We start from the raw sequence: 23,115 nt of genomic DNA on the forward strand, positions 1-23,115 counted from the left end.
CTCGCGAGGTCTCCGGTCAACTTCTGACCGGATTGCCGAGATACTTGGAGCATGGCCGCCACGACCTCTCGAACCCTCGAACTCCTCTCGCTCCTGCAGAGCCATCGGCACTGGTCGGCGCGCGAGCTCGTCGATCGCCTGGGCGTGAGCGAGCGCACGCTGCGCCGCGACGTCGAACGACTGCGGGAGCTCGGCTACGGCATCGAGTCGATGCGGGGAAGCGCGGGCGGGTACCGTCTCGAGGCCGGCACCGGGCTGCCGCCGCTCCTGCTCACCGACGACGAGGGCGTCGCGATCGCGGTGGGCCTGCGCTCGCAGGCGACGGCCGGGCTGCGCGGCGCCGAGCACACGACGCTCAGCGCGCTCGCGAAGATCGAGCAGGTGCTGCCGGCTGCGCTGCGCCGACGCATCGACGCGCTCGCCTCGCACGCGACGGTCGCGGTCGCCGGTCGCGGTGCCTCCGATCTCCCCGCTCCCGTCGTCGACACCGAGCTGCTCGGGTTGCTCGCGCTCGCGTGCCGCGACTCGGAGCGACTGCGATTCAGCTACACGGATGCCGCGGGCACGGCGTCATCCCGCGTCGTCGAGCCCTACCGGCTCGTGCCCGTCGCGCGGCGCTGGTACCTGCTCGCGTGGGATCGGCAGCGCGAGGACTGGCGCACGTTCCGGTTGGACCGGATCGCCGACGTCTTCCAGACCCGCGTGCACTTCGAGCCGCGGCCGCTGACCGATGAGGCGGCGCGGGCCCGCGTCGAGACGGCACTGCGGTACCGCGCCCGCACCGTGCGCGCCCGGGTCATCGTCGACCTGCCCCGCGACGAGCTCGTCGAGCACCTCGGCTGGTACGGCCGCGACGTCGTCGCCGACGGCCCATCGCGGAGCGTCTGGCCGCTCGAGGCCGACTACGTCGAGAGCCTTGTGATGGCCCTCATGTGGGTTCCGCGGGGTGTTGCATACCGGATCGACGGGCCGCCCGAAGTGCTCGAGTTCGTGGCGACGCAGGGCGAGCGGTTCGCGGCGGCCGCCGGGGCAACGGCCTGAACGCGCATGCTCACGCCAGGGGGTTGAAGCGTGCAGGACGACGCCGTCCGTTCCCTAACGACCGGCCGGCGTCGCGTTCGCGCGAGCGGCGCGCACGAGGGCGTCGCGACAGGCCACGACCGCCGGTCGGGCGGCGGCAGCGAGGCGTGTCGACGAGAAGACCTCGCGCTGCGGATGCCCCGCCAGGTCGACGAGCCTCACGGTCGGCGCCTCGCCCGCCCACACGAGGTCGGGCAGCAGCCCGACGGCATTGCCCGATCGGATGAGGCGGATGTGCGCCATGAGATCGGCGGTCTCGAAGCGCACGTCGGGCTCGAACCCCGCGTCGCGGCAGAGCTGCTCGGCCCACTCGCGCGGCGCGGTGCCCTCGGGCTCGAGCACCCAGGGCCGGTCGGATGCCGCAGCGAGGGCGGGGGTCTCGATACGCGTCGCCTGCGGCGGCGCTACTCGACCACCGGGGTACTCGGGCGGCGCTCCTCGACCACCGGGGTACTCGGGCGGCGCTCCTCGACCACCGGGGGTCTCGATACGCGTCGCCTGCGGCGGCGCTACTCGACCACCGGGGGTCTCGATACGCGTCGCCTGCGGCGGCGCTACTCGACCATCGGGGTTCTCGGGCGGCGGCGCTCCTCGACCACCGGGGTTCGCGGGCGGCGGCGCTCCTCGACCACCGGTGTCGTCGGGCGGCAGCGCCAGCCGGATCGCGTCGGACGCGAGGTGCACGCGATCGAGGTCGGCGCGGTGGGCTCGCGTGTAGCCCGGGTACTGCTCGGCGATCACGAGGTCGAAGTCGCGCGCGGCCAGGTCGAAGAGGGCGAGCTCGGGCTCGCGCTCCGTGACCTCGACGCGCAGGGCGGGATGCTCGGTGCGCAGCAGCGTGAGAGCGAGCGGCACCATCGCGTGCGCCGCCGACTGGAACACGGCGATGCGCACCGTGCCGCCGACGGTGGTGAGCGACCGCGCGACATCCGCCTCGGCCTCCTCGAGCCGATCCAGCACCGCGCGTGCGTGCTCGACGAGCACGAGCGCCTGCGGCGTGAGCTGCACGCGCCGCCCGACCTGCACGAGCAGCGGCACGCCGGCCTCCTTCTCGAGCAGGCTCAGCTGCTGCGACACCGACGACGGGCTGTACGACAACGCCTCTGCCACGGCCGCGAGGGTGCCGCGCTGGCTCAACTCGACCAGCAACCGCAGTCGGCGTACATCGAGCATCGCGCCTCCCGGCATCCCTCGAATTGTTCGGCTTCTATGAACAGTATCCATCGGATTCATTCGCTGTACCGAACGGATGTCGCGGCGCACACTGGTGAGAAAGAGGCGTGCGATTCCGGCGCGCCCGCAGTCGAAGGACGTACCCTCGTGACCATGTCGAACGTCGCCACCGATGTCGTGCCGAACACCGATCACGTCGTCGCACTCGTGCGGCGCTGGCTCGCGGACAGCGCCGACCACGCGGCCGAGCCGGCCGCGGAGCGGCTCGCCGGCGTGCTGAAGGACCCGAACGGGCTCGCGTTCACCGTGGGCTTCGTCGACGGCGTCATGCGCCCCGAAGACCTCGGCGTCGCCGGACGCAACCTCGAGCAGGTGGCGAAGCTCACGCCGAAGTTCCTTCCGTGGTACCTGCGTGCCGCCGTGCGCGTCGGCGGGTTCGTCGCGCCGGCGTTCCCGTGGGCGGTCATCCCGATCGCCCGCCGCGTCCTGCGCGGCATGGTGGGCCACCTCGTGCTCGATGCGACCCCGGCCAAGCTCGGGCCCGCCATCGCCACGCTGCGCGAGTCGGGCAATCGGCTGAACCTCAACCTGCTCGGCGAGGCTGTGCTCGGCGAGGACGAGGCCGACCGTCGCCTGCGCGGAACCAAGGAGTTCCTCGCCCGCGACGATGTCGACTACGTGTCGATCAAGGTGTCGAGCGTCGTCAGCCAGCTCTCGATGTGGTCGTTCGACGAGGCGGTCGCCAAGGTCGTGCACAAGCTCACGCCGCTGTACGAGCTCGCCGCGAAGAGCGGGGCGAGCGGCATCCCGAAGTTCATCAACCTCGACATGGAGGAGTACCGCGACCTCGACCTCACCATCGCGGTCTTCACGACGTTGCTCGACCAGCCGCAGCTGCAGCACCTCGAGGCCGGCATCGTGCTGCAGACGTACCTGCCCGACGCGCTCGGCGCCATGCAGGAGCTCACCGCCTGGGCGCAGCGCCGCCGGGCCGCAGGGGGCGCGCCCATCAAGGTCCGCGTGGTGAAGGGCGCGAACCTCCCGATGGAGCGCGTGGACGCCGCGATCCACGGCTGGCCGCTCGCGACCTACGACACCAAGCAGGACTCCGACACCAACTACAAGCGCGTGTTGCACTGGTCGATGACGCCCGAGCACACCGACGCCGTGAAGCTCGGCGTCGCCGGCCACAACCTGTTCGACGTCGCCCACGCCTGGCTCACCGCCCGCGAGCGGGGCGTCGAGTCACGCGTCGAGTTCGAGATGCTCCTCGGCATGGCGACCGGGCAGGCCGAGGCGGTGCGTCGCGACGTGGGCAACCTGCTCCTCTACACACCCGTCGTGAACCCTCGTGAGTTCGACGTGGCGATCGCCTACCTCATCCGTCGCCTCGAGGAGAACGCCAGCCACGACAACTTCATGTCGGCCGTCTTCGAGCTCGCCGATGATCCCCGCCTCTTCGAGCGTGAGCAGCAGCGGTACCTGCGCTCCCTCGCGGCCCTCGAGTCGGATCCCGCGACCGTCCCCTCCCCGAACCGCACCCAGAACCGGCGCACCGAATGGACCGACGAGTCGTTCGCGGCGGCGATGGCGGTGCCCGACGCCCCGGCCCCGGGGACCGAGCTCGACGAGGACGTCTCGCTCACGAGCACCGTGCTCGGCATCATGCGCGGCTCGAGCGGCATCGAGCAGGCGGATGCCGCGGCATCCGTCACCCCGACCGCGACCGGTCCCGGCTTCACGCCCGGATTCCGCAACGAGCCCGACACCGACCCGGCGCTCGCGCCGAACCGGGAGTGGGGACGCCGTATCCTCGATCGCGTGCCCGCATCGCGGCTGGGCGCCGACACCATCGCCGCCGCACGGATCGACGACCACGAGAGCCTCGAGTCGGTGATCCAGACGGTGGCCGCGCGCGGACGCGCCTGGGGTGAGCTCTCTGGTGGGGAGCGCGCGGCCGTCCTCCACCGCGCGGGCCTCGCGCTCGCCGCCAATCGCGACCGCCTCATCGAGGTCATGGCCGCCGAGACCGGCAAGACCATCGCCGAGGCCGACCCCGAGGTGAGCGAGGCGATCGACTTCGCCCACTACTATGCCGAGCGCGCCCGCGAGCTCGACCATGTGCACGGCGCGATGTTCGTGCCGTCGACGCTCACGGTCGTCACGCCGCCGTGGAACTTCCCGGTGGCCATTCCCGCGGGCGGCGTGCTCGCCGCGCTCGCCGCAGGCTCGGGCGTCATCATCAAGCCCGCCAAGCTCGCGCAGCGCTCGGGCGCCGTCATGGTCGAGGCGCTGTGGGAGGCCGGCATCCCGCGCGATCTCCTCGCCCTCGTGGACATCGGCGAACGGGAGCTCGGCAGGGAGCTCGTCTCGCATCCGGCCGTCGACCGCGTCATCCTCACCGGGGCGTACGAGACCGCGCAGCTGTTCCGGTCGTTCCGCAACGACCTGCCGCTGCTCGCCGAGACGAGCGGCAAGAACGCGATCATCGTCACGCCATCGGCCGACCTCGACCTCGCGGTGTCCGACGTCGTCAAGAGCGCCTTCGGCCACGCCGGCCAGAAGTGCTCGGCTGCGTCGCTCGTGATCCTGGTCGGCTCGGTCGCGAAGTCCGAACGGTTCCACCGCCAGCTGCTCGACGCCACCGCGTCGCTGCGGGTCGGCTACCCCGAGCACCCCCTGAGCCAGATGGGCCCGATCATCGAGCCCGCCGACGGCAAGCTCCTGCATGCGCTCACCCAGCTCGGCATCGACGAGGAATGGCTCGTCGAGCCGAAGCAGCTCGACGCCACCGGCCGGCTCTGGTCGCCCGGCATACGAACCGGCGTGAAGCCGGGCTCGTACTTCCACCTCACCGAGTTCTTCGGCCCGGTGCTCGGGATCATGCACGCCAGGGACCTCGACGAGGCGATCCGCCTGCAGAACGCGGTCGACTACGGACTCACCGCCGGCCTGCACTCGCTGGACTCCGAAGAGATCGCGACCTGGCTCGAGCGCGTGGAGGCCGGCAACCTCTACGTGAACCGGGGCACCACCGGCGCGATCGTCCAGCGCCAGCCGTTCGGCGGGTGGAAGCGCTCGGCGGTCGGCGCGGGCGCGAAGGCCGGCGGACCGAACTACCTGTTCGGGCTCGGAGAGTGGATGCCGCGACACGGCGCCATGTCGAGCACCCTCCACCTGCGCGGCCTCGAGAAGCGCGTCACCGAGCTGATCGAGGCGTCGCAGCCGGCCCTCGACTACGAGTCGTTCGAGATGCTGCGTCGGTCGGCGCTGTCCGACGAGCTCATGTGGGCCGAGGAGTACGGCGCGGTGAAGGACGTCTCGGGCGTCGGCGTCGAGCGGAACCTCTTCCGCTACCGACCCATCCCGGTGACCATCCGCATCAGCGAGTCCTCGAGCCTCGCCGAGGGCTTGCGCATCATCGCGGCGGGCCTGCTCGCCCGATCGCCGCTCACCGTCTCGACGGCGATCGAGCTGCCGAAGACCGTGCACACGATTCTGGATGCGCGCGAGTTCCGCGTCATCCGCGAGGGCGACGCCGCCTGGCTCGACCGGGCGTCGAAGGGCGGCATCACCACGCCGCGCGTGCGCCTCGTGGGCGGCGGAGCGGCAGCGGCATCCGCGCTGGCGACCGCCCTGGGCGGGTCTCCGGATGTCGCGGTGTGGTCGCACCCCGTGACGCCGTCGGGCCGCGTCGAGTTGCTGCCGTTCCTGCACGAGCAGGCGATCTCGATCACGAACCACCGCTTCGGCAACCCCACGACGCTGACCGACGGGGTGATCTGAGGGCGGCTGAGCGTTCCCTCGACGCTCGCACAGGGGCAGGCAGAAGGGCAGAACGAAAGAGGCAGGTCAGAAGGGTGGCGGGTCGGTGTAGCTGCGGCCGGTCGGACTGCGCCACGTGACCGTATGGTCGGCATTCTTGGTCTGCCTCGGGCCGCGATTGCGGCGGCGGATGCGCTTCGGCGCGCGACCGCCGAGGAACGAGCTCGCCGAGTCGACCACGAAGCCCTGCCGCAACGCCTCTCGACCGATGAGCATGCGGAAGCCCATGACGTCGCGATTGGTGAGCGTCACCTCTGCGGTGACCGGTCGGCCGAGGAGGACGACGTCGATGAGCACGACGAGGCGATCTTCGAGGTGCCCCGAGGAGCTGCGCACCGAACGGCGATCGTGGATGGGCAGCTCGACGACGACGGCGTCGAGGTCGCTGTTCTGCCACGGGTGCACGCCGAAGCGCACCGCGGGTGCGGCGTCCGTGCCGATCTCCTCGATGTCGAACGCGTGCAGTGACGAGGTGCGGGCGCCGGTGTCGAGCTTGGCCTTGATCCACGGGATCCCGACCCCCGGCAGGTTCACCCATTCGCGCCATCCCGTGACGGTGATGGTGTTTGAATGGGGAGGTTCGCTCACCCCACCATCTTCGCAGGGACCCCACGCATGAAATTGGCGATCCTCTCGCGCGCGCCGCAGGCGTACTCGACGCAGCGACTCAAGGCGGCCGCCCAGCAGCGCGGACATGACGTGAAGGTGCTGAACACCCTACGCTTCGCGATCGACCTGTCGGGCCCCGAGCCCGACCTGCAGTACCGCGGCCGCCGGTTGTCGGACTACGACGCGATCCTGCCCCGCATCGGCAACTCGATCACGTACTTCGGCACGGCCGTGGTGCGCCAGTTCGAGCAGATGGACGTCTACACGCCGAACACCGCCAACGGCATCACGAACGCGCGCGACAAGCTTCGCGCGACCCAGATCCTGTCGCGCCACAACATCGGCATGCCGGCCACGGCGTTCGTGCGCAATCGTGCCGACGTGCGGCCCGCCATCGAGCAGGTCGGCGGTGCGCCGGTCGTGATCAAGCTCCTCGAGGGTACCCAGGGCATCGGCGTCATCCTCGCGCCCGAGGTCAAAGTGGCCGAAGCCATCATCGAGACGCTGCACTCGACGAGGCAGAACGTGCTCATCCAGCGGTTCATCGCCGAGAGCCGTGGTCGCGACATCCGTGCCCTCGTCATCGGCGACCGGGTCGTCGCGGCGATGCGACGGGTGGCGAGCGGCGACGAGTTCCGGTCGAACGTGCACCGCGGCGGCATGGTGGAGCGCGTCGAGCTGACGCCCGAGTACGAGCAGGCGGCCGTGCGGTCGGCGCAGATCATGGGCCTGAAGGTGGCGGGCGTCGACATGCTCGAGGGCGCTGAGGGTCCGCTCGTCATGGAGGTGAACTCGTCGCCCGGCCTGCAGGGCATCGAGGGCGCGACCAAGCTCGACGTGGCCGGCGCCGTCATCGACTACATCGCGAACCAGGTGGCGTTCCCCGAGATCGACGTGCGTCAACGGCTCACCGTCTCGACCGGGTACGGCGTGGCGGAACTCGTGGTGCACGGAGCCGCCGACCTGGTCGGCAAGACGCTCGGCGACTCGGGCCTCTGGGACCGCGACATCACCGTGCTCACGCTGCATCGCGGTACGACCGTGATCCCCAACCCGCGCAAGGGCGTGGTGCTCGAGGCCGAGGATCGGCTGCTCTGCTTCGGGAAGCTCGAGGAGATGCGCTCGATGATCCCCGAGCGCCGCCGTCGCCGAGCGAAGGTGCGCAAGCTGCCGAAGCAGCCCCTTCCCGAGGCCGGCTGAGCGGATGCCGCGGCGGGCGCGGGCGACGAACCACCGACTGTTTTCGGCGCGGCTCGCGACCAATGGGTCTTTCGGCCGCGACTCCTGAAAAGAAGGACGCCGCTGCGGATGAAGAAGGACGCGGCTGCGGGTCGAGGAAACGTCCTTGCTTTCAGGAGTGCACGCGGCGCCTTCAGGAGTGCACGCGGCGCCTTCAGGAGTGCACCGCGTTGAGAGATGCCTACGGCGTGCGGTCGACGGCGGTGAGCCCGGAACCGGCTCCGGCGGCGGTGGCGTGCGCCCGCGGCATCCGGCCGGTCAGCGCTCGACGTCGAGCGCGGATGCCGCGAGCTCGAGTGCCGTCGCACGGTCGATGCCGAGATGCCGCACCCGGTCGGCATAGGCGATCGCGGCGAGCTGTGCCTCGCGGGTGACGGCGTCGCCGTGCGCCGCCACGTAGCTGCCGGCCCGACCGCGCGTCTCGATCACGTGGTCGGACTCGAGCGCGCGGTACGCCTTCGCGACCGTGTTCACTGCCAGGTCGAGTTCGGCGGCAAGGGCGCGCACCGTCGGCATCCGCGTGCCGGGCGGAAGGGCGCCGGAGGTCACGGCGTCCACGACCTGGCGCCGCAGCTGCTCGTAGGGCGGCGTGTCGAGGTCGTGCCGGATCGCGAACCGGATCGGCGCGTCCGCGGCATCCGCCATCGTCAGTCCCGGTTCCGGTTCACGAGCCGCGAGAGCACGATCGCGCTGCGGGTGTGATCGACGTTGGGCGCGATGCGCACGCGTTCGAGCGCATCCTCGAGCGAGGCGATGTCTCGGGCGCGCATGTGCACGATCGCATCTGCGCTGCCGGTGACCGTACCGGCGTAGACCACCTCGGGCACTCCCTGGAGGATGCGCTGCAGCTCGTCAGGCGCCACGGTGCCGCGGCAGAACAACTCCACGTACGCCTCGGTCGACATGCCGTCGACCGTCGGGTCGACCTGGATCGTGAACGACCGGATGACGCCATCGGCCACGAGCCGGTCGACCCGACGTTTCACGGCTGATGCGGAGAGTCCCACCGACGACCCGATGTCACCGTAGCCGGCGCGCGCATTCTGGCGGAGCAGGTCGAGGATGGCGCGATCGAGGTTGTCCATCCTCGGAGTGTACGTTGATTCGTTGCGTTGGCACAGGAGCCGACGCGGGTTTCCTGCGTCGCTCGCGTCGACCTAGGCTGGATCCCATGCCTCTCGACGCTCCCGTCCGCATCGGCGTGCAGCTGCAGCCGCAGCACGCGCAGTACTCCGCGATTCGCGACGCCGTGCTGCGCCTCGAGGACGACGGTTTCGACGTCGCCTTCAACTGGGACCACTTCTTCCCGCTCACGCGAGGCCACGAGGGGCCGCACTTCGAGGCGTGGACGATGGTCGGCGCCTGGGCCGAGCAGACCGAGCGCATCGAGATCGGCACCCTCGTGAACTGCAACTCGTATCGCAACGCCGACCTGCAGGCCGACATGGCTCGCACCATCGATCACCTCAGCGCGAAGGGCGGCACCGGTCGATTCATCTTCGGCACCGGTTCGGGGTGGTTCCAGAAGGACTACGACGAGTACGGCTACGAGTTCGGCACGCGAGGGTCGCGGCTGAACGCGCTCGCCGATGCGCTGCCTCGCATCGAGGCACGATGGGCGAAGCTCGACCCTCGACCGACTCGCGACATCCCGATCCTGATCGGCGGCAAGGGTGAGCAGAAGACGCTCCGCATCGTCGCTCGACATGCCGACATCTGGCATTCCTTCGTGCGCCCCGACGACCTGCCGCACAAGCTCGACGTGCTCGCGCGTTGGGGCGAGAAGGTCGGTCGGGATGTCTCCGAGATCACGGTCTCGAACACGCTGAGTCCAAGGCACGTGGACTTCGAGTACGCCGACGCGCTCTACCACGCCGGCGTGCGACTGTTCACGCTCGGAGTGTCGGGACCCGACTACGACCTGACGGTGGCACGCGAGTACCTCTCGTGGCGGGACGCGAAGAACCACTGACGCGAGTCAGCCCGCGAGGCCGCGCAACTCCAGTGACCCATCCACGTGCCAGGTCGCATCGACCTCGCCGGCCGAGCCGGAATCCGAGCTGGTGAGCGTCAGCCCATCTCGGGGGAACCGCCCATCCTGCGTGCATGCCGCGGCCGCACCGTGCGCACCGTAGGAGACGTACAGGCAGAGGTCGATGCTGTCCCTCGCGGCGTAAAGGCGTGTCCCGTCGGACTGCACGCCGAGCAGCCGGAACTCCAGTGGACCCTTGCCGAAGTCGGCGATCGATCCCTCGACCGGTACGTCCTCGGATGTCGCAGGGCGTGAGAACACGTCAGCGGCACGGGTCTCGGCGGCGACCGGCTGAGACGCGAGGAATTCGGCCATCGTCTGCCCTTCGGCGGCTGGAGCATCCACCGCTGACAGTGCCGTCGTCGCGGCCGAAGGCGGCGGGAACCGTGCTCCGAGCTGCCACCCCACGGCCACGCCCACCAGCAGCGCCGCGGTGCCGGCCGCCATCGCCCAGCGGAATCGGCGCACGGATGCCGCGTCCGATGCGGCGATCCACTCGGCCATCGCGCGCGTCGAACCCGTCGGCGTCTTCTCCACGACGGTCCGCGCGGCCTCGATCGGCACCTCCACGATCGCCGCTTCCTCTTCGCCCGCCTGTTCCTGACGCAGGGACTCGAGCTCGGCGATGGCGGCCGCCCGTTCGGCATCGCTCGCCACTGCGCCGTAGGCCACGCGCTGGAGCTCGCGCATGCGTTCGTCACGCGCCTTCGCGTCCATGGGGGCCTCCGTCGGTCAGCCGGCGGGCGACCGGCTGTGCATCAGGATGCCGCACCGTTGCTCGCAGAGCAACCCGGCGACGCTGCGCTCCGAGCGTCGCGGCCCCCGGTGACGCGCGAATCGGCCGATTTCGCGAGGAATGAGCAGGAAAGTTGCGCATCACGACCAGAATCGCAACGCCTCCCCGTTCACACTGGAAGAGGCGTCTCGACGGCGGCGCAACCCGAACGTCGTCGTCGAGGCTCGCGAGAGTGACCTGGTCCGCCGACATTGCCGATCCAGTCGGGTGCCGAAGCGGTTCGCTGCGACATCCGATGACCCGCAGAGGAGTGAGATGTCGACCGTGATCGAAACCGGGGAGCAGCCGAGCCTCCGGCCAGAGCGGACGCCGACCGGACGCCGCGTGCTGATGTGCCGTCCTGAGTACTTCACCGTCGTCTACCGCATCAACCCCTGGATGAATCCCGCCGAGCCGACCGACACGTCGGTCGCGCTCGAGCAGTGGCAGGCGCTCTACGACACCTACCTCCGGCTGGGATACGACATCGAGCTCATCGACCCGATCGAGGGCCTGCCCGACATGGTCTATGCGGCGAACGGCGGCTTCGTCGTCGACGGCATCGCCTACGGCGCGAAGTTCACCTACCCCGAGCGCCAGCCCGAGGGACCCGCGTACATGGACTGGTTCCGCCGGGCGGGCTTCGACGTGCGCGCGCCACGCGAGGTCAATGAGGGCGAAGGCGACTTCCTCCTCGTCGGCGACACCATCCTCGCGGGCACCGGGTTCCGCAGCGACTCGCTGTCGCACGTCGAGCTCGGCAGCATCTTCGGCCGCGAAGTGGTCACGCTGCGCCTCGTCGATCCGAGCTTCTACCACCTCGACACGGCCGTCGCGGTGCTCGATCCCACGCCCGGTCGGGAGCACATCGCGTACCTGCCAACGGCGTTCGACGCGGAATCGCTGGCGGTGCTGCAGCAGCGCTTCCCCGATGCGATCCTGGTGAATGAGACGGATGCCGCGGTGCTGGGCCTGAACTCGTTCAGCGACGGGTACAACGTGGTGATCGCCTCTCGTGCCACCGACTTCGAGCGCCAGCTGCGCGAGCACGGCTACAACCCGATCGGCGTCGACCTCTCGGAACTCCTGCTCGGCGGCGGCGGCGTCAAGTGCTGCACCCTGGAGTTGCGCTCATGACGCTTCGTGAGACCCAGGGGTCCGGCGTTTCCGTGCGCACCGCCGACGCCATCCGCCAGGAATCGGAGCACGCCGCCCACAACTACCACCCGCTGCCCGTCGTCGTGGAGTCGGGTGAGGGTGCCTGGGTGACCGACGTCGACGGTCGACGCTACCTCGACTGCCTCGCCGCCTACTCGGCCGTGAACTTCGGGCACGGCAACCCCCGCCTCGTCGAGGCGGCGCGCGAGCAGCTCGGGCGCATCACCCTCACGAGCCGCGCCTTCCACAACGACCGGCTCGCTCCGTTCGTCGCCGAGCTCGCCGCACTCTGCGGCAAGCACATGGTGCTGCCCATGAACACCGGCGCCGAGGCCGTCGAGACGGGCATCAAGGTGGCGCGTGCGTGGGGCTACCGCGTGAAGGGCTTGGCCGCGGATGCCGCGAACATCGTCGTGATGGCCGGCAACTTCCACGGGCGCACCACGACGATCATCTCGTTCAGCGACGATCCCGACGCTCACGAGGACTTCGGTCCCTACACGCCGGGCTTCCGCATGGTGCCCTACGGCGACTCGGCCGCGGTGGCCGCGGCGATCGACGAAGAGACCGTGGCGGTGCTCGTCGAGCCCATCCAGGGCGAGGCGGGCATCCTCGTGCCGCCCGCGGATTTCCTCCCCGAGGTGCGTCGCATCACACGAGAGCGCAACGTGCTGCTCATCGCCGACGAGATCCAGTCGGGCCTCGGCCGGGTCGGTGCAACGTTCGCCTGCGACCTCGTCGGGGTCGTTCCCGACCTCTACCTGCTCGGCAAGGCCCTGGGCGGCGGCATCGTGCCGGTGTCTGCGGTCGTGGGCGACAGCGACGTGCTCGGCGTGATCCGTCCCGGCCAGCACGGGTCGACGTTCGGCGGCAATCCGCTCGCCGCGGCGGTCGGACTCGAGGTCGTGCGAATGCTGGCCACCGGCGAGCCGCAGGCGCGTGCGCGTCTGCTCGGCGCCCGCCTGCACGAGCGGCTCGCGTCGCTCGTCGGCCGCGGCGTCGTCGCGCTCCGTGGCGCCGGGCTCTGGGCCGGCATCGACATCGACCCGTCGCTGGCAACCGGTCGCGAGGTGTGCGAGGCGCTCATGCGTCGAGGCGTACTCGCGAAGGATACGCACGGATCGACCATCCGACTCGCTCCGCCGATCGTGGTCGAGGAGGCCGACCTCGATTGGGCGGTCGACCAGCTCGAGGCGGTGCTCGTGGAGCTTCGCGGCTAGCTTCACATCGGCGCGACTGGGCACGGCGTCTTCGAGCTGCACCCCCGGGCGACTCGACTTCCGAGCGGGCTCAGCTGCCCTCCTCGACCGTGATCGATCCGTTCGAGGTGTGCAGGTCGAGCGTGAACCGTCCGTCCGAGTCGTTGGCGACCCCGATGTCCCTGCGTCCGTTCGAGGTCTCCGCGGTCACCCGGTAGCTGTCGGCGGGCACCGTCAGCTCGATGGACCCGTTCGACGTGCGCGCCTCGATGTCCTGCGCGACGGCGACCTCGAGCTCGATGGCTCCGTTCGAGGTCTCGGCACGGATGCCGTCGCCGTTCAGGTCCTCACCGGTGATGCGCCCGTTGCTCGTCCCGACGTCGATGCTGCCCGAGACCCCCTCGAGATCGACGTCTCCGTTGTTCGTGCTCACCTCGACGCGGGCGACGCCGGTGAGGTGGATCTCCCCGTTGGACGTCGAACCGCGCACGTCGACGCCGACCGGCAGCTCGACCTCGTAATCGACCTTGCAATTGCGGCCGCAGCCGCTCAGCGTGAGCACGTCGCCGTCCACCGAATGCGTCTCGTCAGCGGCTGACGGACGATCGCCCCGGTAGCTCACCGTGCGCGAGACGGTCACCTCGGTCGCCGAGTCGTCACCGCGCACCACCACGTCGCCCTGCGGCTCGTCGATCTCGATGGTCGCGATCGACTCGGTGAGGGTCGTCTCGTCGGAGAAGCGCTCGACCGGCTGGAGGAAGACGCACCCGCTGAGGGCGCCGACGGCGAGCGTCACGACTCCGGCAGTGGCGGCGGTGCGAAGCATCCTGTGCATCAGTCCATCTCCTTCATCGGGTGGGCTCAGCCCGCGAGGAATGCGAGCAGCGTGGCGTTCACCTCGTCGGCGTGGGTCCAGAGCAGGCCGTGCGGTGCGCCCTCGAGTTCGACGAGTTCGGCATCGGGAAGGCGCTTCGCGAGCTCGCGCGACGAGACGTCGATCGGCACGATGCGGTCTCCGGTGCCGTGCACGATGAGCGACGGCACGTCGATCCTGGTGACGTCGTCGCGGAAGTCGGTGAGCCAGGTGTCGATCATGGCCGATGCCGCGTACCACGAGCCGGCGGTCGCGACGGCCCAGCTCGCCCGAACGGCGTCCTCGCTGATGCGCGATCCGAGGTTCTCGTCGAGGCTGTAGTAGTTCTCGAGGAACCCGGTGAACCACGCGAAGCGGTCGGTCTCCGCCGTCGTGCGCAGGTCGTCGAAGTCCGAGGCCGCTCCAGCGGGGTTGTCGTCGGACTTGCGCAGGCAGGGGAGGATCGACGAGATGAACGCGGCTTTCGCCACGCGCTCGCTGCCGTAGGTGCCGAGGTAGCGGGCGATCTCGCCGCCGCCCATCGAGAATGCGACGAGCGCGGCATCCGTCACGTCCAAGTGGTCGAGCAGTGCCTTCAGGTCGGCGGCGAACGTGTCGAAGTCGTACCCGATCGTCGGCTGGCTCGACCGGCCGAAGCCTCGTCGGTCGTAGGTGATGACGCGGTAGCCGGCCTCGAGCAGCGCACGCACCTGCCGCTCCCACGAGTGGCCGTCGGCCGGATAGCCGTGGATGAGCACGACCGGCCGGCCCGAGCCGTGGTCTTCGTAGTACAGCTCGATGGGTGCCGAGTTCTCGGTTCCGACCGTGACGAACGCCATTGATTCCCCGATCCAGGTGACGGATGTCGCGACGCGGCGAACACCGGCCGCCTCGGCCAGTCCACCACTGCGACGCCCGACGGCACAAGGGACCTTCGGCCTTCCCGGCCGGGACGCACGTGACCCGCTGGGGCTCCGTCGAGCCGATGGGGAGCGGCTACGATAGCGCGGACACGCCCGCCGAGGTGAGGGAGCGAATGGCCGGCCTACTCGTGGTGATCCCGACCTACAACGAGCGTGAGAGCCTCGCCGACACGGTGTCGCGTGTGCGAGCGACCGTGCCCGAGGCTTCCGTGCTGGTGGTCGACGACGCCTCGCCCGACGGCACCGGCCCACTCGCCGACGAGCTGGCGGCCTCCGATGCCGCCGTGCATGTGCTGCACCGGTCGTCGAAGAACGGCCTCGGCGCCGCCTACCTCGCGGCGTTCGACTGGGCGCTCGACCGCGGCTTCGACCCGATCGTGCAGCTCGACGCCGACGGCTCGCACCTGCCCGAGCAGCTGCCGCGCCTGCTCGACCGGCTGGGCCCGGCGGATGCAGCAGGCTCGGCCGACGTCGTCATCGGATCGCGCTGGGTGCCCGGCGGGTCCATCCAGAACTGGCCTCGGCGCCGGGAGCTGCTCTCACGGTGGGGCAGCGCCTATGCCCGCACGATGCTCGGGCTCCCCACGAGGGACGCGACCGCCGGGTACCGCGTGTTCCGCGCCGACGCACTTCGGCGGCTCGATCTTGCCGGCGTGCACACGCGCGGTTATGGCTTCCAGGTCGACATGCTGTGGCACGCGCATGACGCCGGCCTGCAGATCGCCGAGGTGCCCGTGACCTTCGTCGAGCGGGCACGCGGCCGGTCCAAGATGACCACCGCGATCGTGCTGGAGGCGATGGTCCGGGTCACCGGCTGGGGGATTCAGCGTCGGCTCGCGCGCCGGTCAGGAGCCGCCAGAGTTGCATGAGGTGCCCGACCATGTCGATGCTCGGGTCGAGCAGCCACTGCGTCTGGAGGCCGTCGGCGGCCGCCATGATCAGGCCCGCGGCGATCGTCGGCTCGAGGTCGGGGTCGCAGCGTCCGGCATCCTGCTCCTCGCGGATGAGGTCGGCGAAGGCGTCGCGGAACGCGTCGGCCCGCCGCACGAAGTACGCGTGGGCCGGATGCGCCGGGTCGACCGCCTCGAGCGCCAGCTGGGCGTAGAGCTGCACGAGCCCGGGAACCTCGGCGTTGTGGGCGATGACCTTGAAGAAGGTCTCGGCTGACCGCCCGGTCTCCGCTCCGTAGGTCGCGAGATCGACCTCATCGCGCTTGCGGAGGACCTCGGCGAACAGTTCCTCCTTCGAGCTGAAGTAGTGCAGCAGGCCCGCCTGGCTCAGGCCGACGGCGTCGGCCAGTTCCCGCACGCTCGCGTGACGGTAGCCATTGCGCGCGATCACGTCGAGCGCAGTGGTGAGGATCTCCTCCCGTTTGGCCACGCCCTTGGCGTACGCCCCCCTCGTTGCCATACCTGCATGGTACGAAACGACGGTGCTGCCGCGCGCGAGCAACGCAACCCATTGACGCTTCTGGGCTGTCCACGTAAACCGGAGTGGAGATCGACACGCCGCATCGACGTGACGGAGGGAGGTCGACATGGGGATTCGTCTCAACCAGACGGCGCTGAAGCACGCGCGGTCGCTCGTACGCGACGGCAAGGTCGTGCGCGACGAACGCGACGACTGGAGTGAGCACGCGCCGAGCGCCGATGACGAGAACGCCTTCATCGAGAAGCACGGCTGGACCGAGTACGGCAGATGGCACCTGGGTGTCGACGACGACGAGAACCGCGAGACGAAGGCGCACTGGAGCTTCCCCTACGGCGACTTCACGAAGGTGCACCGATGCGGGGTGATCTCGCTCGAGAGTCGGGCCGGCCAATACGACCACGACGACATCCGCGACGAGGCGAAGAAGCTGCTCGACCTGATCGACGACCAAACCTGACGAACGGCAACGGAGGAACCCGATGTCCACGACGAAGACGCCGACGGTGCGCGATGAGCGCCGCGAAGCGAAGAAGGCGGTGGGCGCTGCCCGCCGCGCGACGAAGGAGGCGAAGAAGCTCGAGAGGTCGCTCAAGGGCGCGAACCGAGCACGATTCGAGGCGATCGAGGCTGCGGCGATCGCCGACGTCGAGCGTGCGCGGGCCGACCTCGACACACGGCCGGCCCGGGCCGCCCGGGCCGCCCGCGTGGCGACGGCACGCCTCGAGAAGGCCTCGATCCGGGCGACGGCGTCCGGAGACGCGAGGCGGCGGGACCTCGCGAAGCGCGATGAGCAGGAGGCGAAGGGCAAGAAGGACGCCAAGGCGCGCGCGAAGTCGATCAAGCGGCGGCGGGCGCAGGCGAAGATGGCCAACAAGATGGCGAGAAAGGTCACTATCCGCAACCTCATCACCTCGGCCGTCACCCCGACCGAGGCGGAGCAGCGCAAGAAGGACCTGAAGCTCATCCGGCGTCTGTCCAAGCGCACCCGCTGAGCGCCGCCGCCGTGACGCGGTTCCTCCGCAACGTCCCGGTGCCGCCCGGGCAGGCGGTCGGCGTCGTGCTCGTCCTCGCGCTGCAACGGCTCGCGCCCGTGACGCTTCCCGGTTCGGTATGGGTCCATCGCGTGGTCGGTGCGCTCACCGGCATGGCCGGTGTCGCGTGCGCGGTGTGGGCGACGGCCGAGCGACGTCGGCTCACCGAGGGCGATTACGACATGGAACAGCCGACGTCGCTGGTCGCGACCGGCCCGTACGGACTGAGCCGGCACCCGATGTACGTCGGCTGGTGGTGCATCCACCTGGGGATCGGCCTGGCTCGGGGATCAGCGTGGGTGGCTGTCACCTTCCCCGCCGCCGTCATGGCCGAACATCCGGGAGTCCTGGCCGAGGAGCGGGAGCTCGGGCGTGCGTTCCCCGAGTTCGCCGACTATCGTCGCCGCGTTCCGCGCTACCTCGGTCTCCCGACAGCTGGATCCACGTCGGCGCGCCCGAGACCGCTGGCGCGCCGACCCCGAGCGTCCTGAACGGGCAGTCCGGGATCAGGGAGCGAGTGCCCGCGATGCGGCTGCCTTGGCCGCGGGTGCCGACCGTGGCGTGCGCACCGCCTTCGGCTTCGACGCGGTTGCCGCCTCCGCGGCATCCGTCACGGGCCGTGCGATCGGCACCAGGCGTGCCAGCTGCGTCACGTGCTGCGGCCCGAGCTCGTCGAGCGTCGCCACCTCGAGCAGCTTCATCGTGCGAACGATCTCGTTGCGCAGGATCTCGATCGTCTTGTCGACGCCGCGACGCCCGCCGGCCATCAGGCCGTAGAGGTACGCCCGCCCGATGAGGGTGAAGCGCGCGCCGAGGGCGATCGATGCCACGATGTCGGCGCCCGACATGATGCCGGTGTCGAGGTGCACCTCGAGATCCGTGCCGACCTCGCGCGCGACCACGGGCAGCAGGTGGAACGGGATGGGGGCACGGTCGAGCTGTCGGCCGCCGTGGTTGGAGAGCACGATGCCGTCGACCCCGCGATCGGCGAGCAGCTTCGCATCTTCGAGCGTCTGCACGCCCTTGACCACGATCTTGCCGCCCCACATGCCGCGGATGGTGTCGAGGTCGTCGAACGAGATGGTCGGATCCATCGCCGCATCCAGCAGTTCGGCGACGGTGCTGCCGCCCGTCGACGTCAGCGATGCGAACTCCAGCTTCGGCGTGGTCAGGAAGTTGATCCACCACGCCGGACGGGGCAGGGCGTTCAGCACCGTGGTCGGCGTGAGCTGCGGCGGAATCGAGAAGCCGTTGCGCTTGTCGCGCAGCCGCGCCCCCGCCACCGGCGTGTCGACGGTGAAGAAGAGCGTGTCGAAACCCGCGGATGCCGCGCGCTCGACGAGGCCGTACGAGATCTCGCGCTTGCGCATGACGTAGAGCTGGAACCAGTTGCGTCCGGTGGGGTTGGCCGCACGTACGTCCTCGATGGAGGTGGTACCGAGCGTCGAGAGCGTGAACGGGATGCCGGCCGCCCCCGCCGCGCCGGCACCGGCGACCTCGCCCTCGGTCTGCATCATCCGGGTGAAGCCCGTGGGGGCGATGCCGAACGGCAGCGCGCTCGGCCCGCCGAGCACCTCCCGCGAGGTGTCGACCTCGGGGACGTTGCGCAGGATCGACGGGTGGAACTCCACGTCCTCGAACGCCTGCCGGGCTCGCGCCAGCGACAGCTCGCCCTCGGCGGCGCCCTCGGTGTACTCGAACGGCGCCTTCGGCGTGCGGCGCTTCGCGATGGCGCGCAGGTCGGCGATCGTCAGCGCCTTCTCGAGGCGGCGATCGGTGGGGTTGAGGGTCGGCTTCTTGAACCGCATGAGCTCGGCGAGCTCGGTCGGCTTCGGCCACTGGCGCTTGACCATCGTGGTGCTGCTCGCTTTCAAATGTTCGCGATCGGGACGGGTTCGATGAAGGTCTCGGCGTAGTAGCCCGAGATGTGGTCGTGCACGCGCGTGCGCGCGGTCGCGGCATCCGCTGCCCTGATCGCGTCGACGATGCCGCGGTGCTCACGACGAAGGCGAGCGGAGGTCGCCGCCCAGTCGGAGATCGTCGCGAGGCCGGCGAGTGCGTATCCCTCGATGCCGCTGCGGAGACCGGCCATGGTGGCCGTGATCACCTGATTACCGGATGCCTCGGCCAGCGTCAGGTGGAAGGCCGCATCGAGCGCGAGGAACTCGGGGGGACTGAGGTCGGGGGAGTCCATGGCGTCGAGCAGTGCTTCGGCCCCCGACAGGTCGACGCGTTCCGCCGCCTCGGCGAGGTCACCGGCGACCGACGTCTCGAGGATCAGCCGGGTACGCACGATGTCGGAGACCGCGAAGCCGCGCACCGCGACCTGCAGGCGCATGAGCGCGCTCATGCCGCCGCCCGGCGTCGAGATGATGATCGCGCCGGCGTTCGGGCCCGACCCGGCGTGGGTGCGGATGAGCCCGAGCACCTCGAGCACGCGCAGCGCTTCACGCACACTCGAGCGGCCGACGCCGAGCTCGGCCGACAGGGCTCGCTCGCCCGGCAGCCGGTCGCCTGGGCGCAGGTCGCCGCTCAGCAGTCGTGCCTCGACGTGTTCGAGCACGGACTGCCAGGCGCGCGCGCCATCGGTCATCCGCCATCCTCCTGTGTGGTCTGACCACAGCGTAGCAGATGTGGTCAGACCACACTGGCCGGCCCGATACCCGGGCTGCGTCCGAGTGCCTCGGTGCCCGATACCGGCGGGCATCGCCGACTGCAAGCCCCTGCCGTGTCCGCGCGGTTCGGCGAAGACTGGCTGCCGAGCGGCCAGCAGCGCCGAGTGAGGAGTCCACGATGTCCGACATCAACACGCCCGACCCGCGGGTGCACCCCCAGGCCCCCGCAGAGGGTGCCGACGATGCGTCCGCCGAGTCGCAGCACGACGACGCTGCGCCCGACGAGGACATGTCCTCGTACAACATCGAGCCACCGCCCACCGAGGACGGCGAGGTGCCCGGCGCGCCCGATGCGAGCAGCGCACTCGGGGAGCAGGGACCCGACGAGCCCGGCGCGAACGCCACCGGCGTCGGCAGCTGAGCCCGGCCTACGGGACGATCACCGCGCGACCTCGGAGCGTTCCGTCGTGCAGGCGGCGATACGCCTCGGGTGCCTCATCGAGCGAGAACGTCTCGGTCTCGACGTGCACGAGGCCGGCGCGGGCCAGCTCGAACACCTCGAACAGCTCGCCGCGTGAGCCCCAGTACGGCGACCGCACCGTCGCGTCGTACGGCGTGGTCAGCATGCCGCTCGGCAGCGTGCCCGCGCCGACGCCGATGAGCACCTGATCTCCTTCGACCGCGACCATCGCGTGGCCCGAGTCGAGGGTCGGCTGGATCGCGACGAAGTCGAAGACCGCCGTGGCGCCCTTGCCTCCGGTGAGCTCCTTGACGCGGTCAGCCGCCTCGGCGTCGGACGGGAACACGTGGTGCGCTCCGACCTCGGTCGCGAGCTTCAGCTTGTCGACGTTCACGTCGAGCGCGACGACCATCGCCGGCGACAGCGCACGGAGAAGCTGGATGGCCACGTGTCCGAGCCCGCCCGCACCGATCACGACGGCGGTCGAGCCTGGAACCAGCTTCGGCAGCGACTGCTTGATGGCGTGGTAGGGCGTGAGCCCGGCATCGGTGAGGGCGACGTTGGCGATCGGGTCGAGATCGCCGATCGGCAGGAGGTGGCGTGCGTTCGGCACGATCATGTACTCGGCCATCGAGCCCGGGGAGCCGAGTCCGGGCGGTGCGATGCCGAGCTCGGCCGCTCGCTCGCAGTAGTTCTCCTTGCCCTGCGCGCACTGGTAGCAGCGGCCGCAGCCCTGCGGGCCGTACACCGCAACGGACTCGCCGATCTCGAGGCCGGTCACCCCGTCGCCGAGCTTGTCGACGACGCCGACGCCCTCGTGCCCGAGCGTGAGCGGCAGGCCGTAGATGTACTGCTCCTCGCTGAGGCCCATGATGAAGCTGTCGGAGTGGCATGCTCCCGCCGCGGTGACCCTGATCCGCACCTGGCCAGGGCCGGGCTCGGGCGTCTCGATCTCGACCACCTCGGGCTCGGCGCCGATCTGCCGGTACTGCAGTGCCTTCATGTCAGCTGCTCCATTCTCGGTCGGATGCGTTCCGGATGCGTCCAGTCTTCCAACGACCTGTTCCGGATGCCACGACGAAAGTCCTGTACCCGAGACATCGATTCGGGCAGTCTGGGGGCGTGAGCGGATATGCGAGTCCCGAGTTTCCGGAGCGACGACTGAGTGACGCCGAGCGGGAGGAGGCAGTGGGGCATCTTGCCACCGCACGCGCCGAAGGCCGGCTCACCGCTCGAGAGTACGAGGAACGCGCCACGGCGGCGCGAGCCGCGGTCACCCGTGCCGACCTCGTGCCGCTGTTCGCGGACCTGCCCGAGCCGGCACCGCCGGAGGAGCAGCTGCCTCGGACGACGGCGGCGACGGCTCCCGGAGCGCCCGGTCCGGTCACCCCGCCGCCGGGCGGGTACCTGGGTGACGTCGCACCGGGCTCTGACGACTCGGGCAGCGGGCGAGCGCTCGGCGGCGCGGTCGGAGCGACGATCATGGCGCTCGTCCCGTTCCTCGCCGTGGGACTGTTCTTCCTCTTCGGGTTCAACGGGAGCTTCGCGTGGTCGTGGCTCTGGTTCCTGCTGATCCCGATCGCGGGCATCATCATCTACGGCCCGGGATCCGAATCTCGGCGCCTCCGCCGCTGAAGCGTTCTCGTCAGCCCTTCTTCGGGCGGATCCGGATGCGGTTCTCGCCGGTCTCGTCGAGCTCGACGACGCCCGCCCGGGATCTCACGAAGTCGGTGAACGAACCGAAGCCGAGGCGGCGCTCCTGGAACGTCGGATCCATCCGCAGCATCTGGTTCTTCACGGCGCCGCTCGACTGCCACTCCTGGTCGTTCTTGGCACGCAGCAGTTCCATGGCCTTGAGCAGGAGGCGCCCGGGGTTGCGCGTGGTCGGCGCAGGCGCGGCGTCCGCGTCGCCGTTCGACCTCGAAGGAGTCTTGTCCTTCTCGCCCGTGGCCGGCTTGGGGGTCGCCGCCGTGCCGGCTGCGGCATCCGTCGCCTTCGCCCTCGTGCCACTCGATGCCCGGCGCGATTTCGTCGTCGGCGCCGTCGCCTCCTGTTCAGCGGATGCCGCGGCAGCCGTCTCGACCGCCTCGTCGTCTTCGACCGCGGCATCCGTCGACAGCAGCGCGTCGTAATCCGCGTACTCGTCGCAGGCCGCCGTGAGCGCCCGGCTCGTGCCCCCCGCCACGCCGATGCCGACCACGTAGCGGCCGAGGCGCCGGGCCTTCTGTGCGAGCGCGACGTAGTCGGAGTCGCCGGCGACGATGACGATGTGCGAGAGGTCCTCGATACGGAAGAGGTCTTCGACGGCGTCGACCGAGAGGCGGATGTCGGCCCCGTTCTTGGTGGCCGAGAGCGGGAAGAGCTGCACCAGGTCGACGGCGCGGTCGATGAGCTGACCCCGGTAGCTCGCGTTCACGGGGGTCGACCAGTCGGCGTAGGCCCGCGCGATGGCGATGGTGCCGAACGTGGCTGCGAAGTCGAGCACGGCGTCGACGTCGACGGTGGCCTCCTTCAGGCGCGCCGACACCTGCGTGCCGGGTGTCACCGCCCTCGCGCGCGACGTGTCCTTTCGGTACGCGCCCACGCCGTGCAGCTGGTCGTAGCGCGAGATGACGATGTTGTCGAAGTCGAAGTACAGGGCCACGCGGGGTTCTGCCGAGGCGTGCATGTCGCCCTTTCGTCGATTGGCTGATGCTCCCGATGCTAGCCCCG

The 23,115-nt window shown here is 70.1% G+C and carries 24 protein-coding genes; 12 read left to right on the forward strand and 12 right to left on the reverse strand.

The features are described from left to right. Window positions 1-51 precede the first annotated feature (51 nt). Complete coding sequence (locus HUS56_RS06805; RefSeq protein ID WP_173922646.1) at window positions 52-1,041, forward strand: YafY family protein; 990 nt, start codon at window positions 52-54, stop codon at window positions 1,039-1,041. Between the two features lie 54 nt (window positions 1,042-1,095). Here the strand turns inward: HUS56_RS06805 and HUS56_RS17250 are convergent, their stop codons facing one another. After that, window positions 1,096-2,268 (reverse strand): LysR substrate-binding domain-containing protein, encoded by a 1,173-nt coding sequence (locus HUS56_RS17250; protein WP_254431328.1) that lies wholly within the window; start codon window positions 2,266-2,268, stop codon window positions 1,096-1,098. 138 nt (window positions 2,269-2,406) lie between these two features. Here HUS56_RS17250 and HUS56_RS06820 point away from each other — a divergent pair, with 138 nt between their 5' ends. Then, complete coding sequence (locus HUS56_RS06820) at window positions 2,407-6,039, forward strand: bifunctional proline dehydrogenase/L-glutamate gamma-semialdehyde dehydrogenase (RefSeq protein ID WP_173922647.1); 3,633 nt, start codon at window positions 2,407-2,409, stop codon at window positions 6,037-6,039. 66 nt (window positions 6,040-6,105) lie between these two features. On the opposite strand, the gene HUS56_RS06825 is transcribed toward HUS56_RS06820, so the two are convergent. Beyond that, window positions 6,106-6,666, reverse strand: a complete 561-nt coding sequence (locus HUS56_RS06825) for a RimK/LysX family protein (protein ID WP_254431329.1) — start codon at window positions 6,664-6,666, stop codon at window positions 6,106-6,108. Between the two features lie 27 nt (window positions 6,667-6,693). Between HUS56_RS06825 and HUS56_RS06830 the strand changes: the two genes are divergently transcribed. Beyond that, a complete protein-coding gene (locus HUS56_RS06830) occupies window positions 6,694-7,887 on the forward strand; it encodes a RimK family alpha-L-glutamate ligase (RefSeq protein WP_173922649.1) in 1,194 nt (397 codons plus the stop codon). Between the two features lie 297 nt (window positions 7,888-8,184). On the opposite strand, the gene HUS56_RS06835 is transcribed toward HUS56_RS06830, so the two are convergent. After that, entirely contained in the window at window positions 8,185-8,571 is a 387-nt protein-coding gene (locus HUS56_RS06835; protein WP_173922650.1) for a GntR family transcriptional regulator, read from the reverse strand. Window positions 8,572-8,573: 2 nt separating this feature from the next. Further along, window positions 8,574-9,011: an Lrp/AsnC family transcriptional regulator gene (locus HUS56_RS06840; RefSeq protein ID WP_173922651.1), complete on the reverse strand. Its 438-nt coding sequence runs from the start codon at window positions 9,009-9,011 to the stop codon at window positions 8,574-8,576. 86 nt (window positions 9,012-9,097) lie between these two features. Here HUS56_RS06840 and HUS56_RS06845 point away from each other — a divergent pair, with 86 nt between their 5' ends. Continuing rightward, window positions 9,098-9,898, forward strand: a complete 801-nt coding sequence (locus tag HUS56_RS06845; RefSeq protein ID WP_173922652.1) for an LLM class F420-dependent oxidoreductase — start codon at window positions 9,098-9,100, stop codon at window positions 9,896-9,898. 6 nt (window positions 9,899-9,904) lie between these two features. Here the strand turns inward: HUS56_RS06845 and HUS56_RS06850 are convergent, their stop codons facing one another. Next, window positions 9,905-10,675, reverse strand: a complete 771-nt coding sequence (locus HUS56_RS06850) for a hypothetical protein (RefSeq protein WP_173922653.1) — start codon at window positions 10,673-10,675, stop codon at window positions 9,905-9,907. Between the two features lie 334 nt (window positions 10,676-11,009). Between HUS56_RS06850 and ddaH the strand changes: the two genes are divergently transcribed. Continuing rightward, complete coding sequence (ddaH, locus tag HUS56_RS06855; protein WP_173922654.1) at window positions 11,010-11,870, forward strand: dimethylargininase; 861 nt, start codon at window positions 11,010-11,012, stop codon at window positions 11,868-11,870. After that, window positions 11,867-13,111, forward strand: coding sequence for an ornithine--oxo-acid transaminase (gene rocD / locus HUS56_RS06860; RefSeq protein ID WP_173922655.1), 1,245 nt, complete (start codon window positions 11,867-11,869; stop codon window positions 13,109-13,111). The genes ddaH and rocD overlap by 4 nt, the downstream gene beginning before the upstream one ends. Window positions 13,112-13,181: 70 nt before the next feature. On the opposite strand, the gene HUS56_RS06865 is transcribed toward rocD, so the two are convergent. Together HUS56_RS06865 and HUS56_RS06870 are read right to left on the reverse strand one after the other, a co-directional pair. Next, window positions 13,182-13,925: a DUF4097 family beta strand repeat-containing protein gene (locus tag HUS56_RS06865; protein WP_173922656.1), complete on the reverse strand. Its 744-nt coding sequence runs from the start codon at window positions 13,923-13,925 to the stop codon at window positions 13,182-13,184. Window positions 13,926-13,951: 26 nt separating this feature from the next. Further along, window positions 13,952-14,782, reverse strand: coding sequence for an alpha/beta fold hydrolase (locus HUS56_RS06870; RefSeq protein WP_173922657.1), 831 nt, complete (start codon window positions 14,780-14,782; stop codon window positions 13,952-13,954). A 197-nt stretch (window positions 14,783-14,979) separates the two neighbouring features. Between HUS56_RS06870 and HUS56_RS06875 the strand changes: the two genes are divergently transcribed. Continuing rightward, window positions 14,980-15,735 carry a polyprenol monophosphomannose synthase gene (locus tag HUS56_RS06875; protein WP_173922658.1) on the forward strand — a complete coding sequence of 252 codons (756 nt, stop codon included), beginning with the start codon at window positions 14,980-14,982 and terminating at the stop codon, window positions 15,733-15,735. On the opposite strand, the gene HUS56_RS06880 is transcribed toward HUS56_RS06875, so the two are convergent. After that, window positions 15,674-16,276, reverse strand: a complete 603-nt coding sequence (locus HUS56_RS06880; protein ID WP_173922659.1) for a TetR/AcrR family transcriptional regulator — start codon at window positions 16,274-16,276, stop codon at window positions 15,674-15,676. The two genes, HUS56_RS06875 and HUS56_RS06880, sit on opposite strands and share 62 nt — an antisense overlap. Window positions 16,277-16,403: 127 nt before the next feature. On the opposite strand from HUS56_RS06880, the gene HUS56_RS06885 reads away from it, so the two are divergent. Genes HUS56_RS06885 through HUS56_RS06895 form a run of 3 tightly spaced genes read left to right on the forward strand, consistent with a single transcriptional unit; the run spans window position 16,404 to window position 17,819 of the window. Then, window positions 16,404-16,754, forward strand: a complete 351-nt coding sequence (locus HUS56_RS06885; protein ID WP_173922660.1) for a hypothetical protein — start codon at window positions 16,404-16,406, stop codon at window positions 16,752-16,754. Window positions 16,755-16,776: 22 nt separating this feature from the next. Next, window positions 16,777-17,289, forward strand: coding sequence for a hypothetical protein (locus HUS56_RS06890; RefSeq protein ID WP_173922661.1), 513 nt, complete (start codon window positions 16,777-16,779; stop codon window positions 17,287-17,289). Between the two features lie 11 nt (window positions 17,290-17,300). Continuing rightward, window positions 17,301-17,819 carry an isoprenylcysteine carboxylmethyltransferase family protein gene (locus tag HUS56_RS06895; RefSeq protein WP_173922662.1) on the forward strand — a complete coding sequence of 173 codons (519 nt, stop codon included), beginning with the start codon at window positions 17,301-17,303 and terminating at the stop codon, window positions 17,817-17,819. 15 nt (window positions 17,820-17,834) lie between these two features. Here the strand turns inward: HUS56_RS06895 and HUS56_RS06900 are convergent, their stop codons facing one another. Both HUS56_RS06900 and HUS56_RS06905 read right to left on the reverse strand, forming a co-directional pair. Continuing rightward, the gene (locus HUS56_RS06900; protein ID WP_173922663.1) at window positions 17,835-19,181 is read right to left on the reverse strand and encodes an alpha-hydroxy acid oxidase; all 1,347 of its coding nucleotides are present in this window, start codon (window positions 19,179-19,181) and stop codon (window positions 17,835-17,837) included. A gap of 17 nt (window positions 19,182-19,198) precedes the next feature. Further along, window positions 19,199-19,921, reverse strand: a complete 723-nt coding sequence (locus HUS56_RS06905; protein ID WP_173922664.1) for a FadR/GntR family transcriptional regulator — start codon at window positions 19,919-19,921, stop codon at window positions 19,199-19,201. A gap of 200 nt (window positions 19,922-20,121) precedes the next feature. On the opposite strand from HUS56_RS06905, the gene HUS56_RS06910 reads away from it, so the two are divergent. Then, the gene (locus HUS56_RS06910) at window positions 20,122-20,364 is read left to right on the forward strand and encodes a hypothetical protein (RefSeq protein WP_173922665.1); all 243 of its coding nucleotides are present in this window, start codon (window positions 20,122-20,124) and stop codon (window positions 20,362-20,364) included. A gap of 7 nt (window positions 20,365-20,371) precedes the next feature. Here HUS56_RS06910 and HUS56_RS06915 read toward each other — a convergent pair whose 3' ends face one another. Further along, window positions 20,372-21,406 (reverse strand): NAD(P)-dependent alcohol dehydrogenase, encoded by a 1,035-nt coding sequence (locus HUS56_RS06915; protein ID WP_173922666.1) that lies wholly within the window; start codon window positions 21,404-21,406, stop codon window positions 20,372-20,374. Between the two features lie 35 nt (window positions 21,407-21,441). Between HUS56_RS06915 and HUS56_RS06920 the strand changes: the two genes are divergently transcribed. Beyond that, window positions 21,442-22,038, forward strand: a complete 597-nt coding sequence (locus HUS56_RS06920) for a DUF1707 domain-containing protein (protein ID WP_173922667.1) — start codon at window positions 21,442-21,444, stop codon at window positions 22,036-22,038. A 10-nt stretch (window positions 22,039-22,048) separates the two neighbouring features. Here HUS56_RS06920 and HUS56_RS06925 read toward each other — a convergent pair whose 3' ends face one another. Beyond that, the gene (locus HUS56_RS06925) at window positions 22,049-23,071 is read right to left on the reverse strand and encodes an NYN domain-containing protein (protein WP_173922668.1); all 1,023 of its coding nucleotides are present in this window, start codon (window positions 23,069-23,071) and stop codon (window positions 22,049-22,051) included. Between the last annotated feature and the right edge of the window lie 44 nt (window positions 23,072-23,115).

Source organism: Agromyces sp. Marseille-P2726, from assembly GCF_902809835.1.
GTDB lineage: Bacteria > Actinomycetota > Actinomycetes > Actinomycetales > Microbacteriaceae > Agromyces.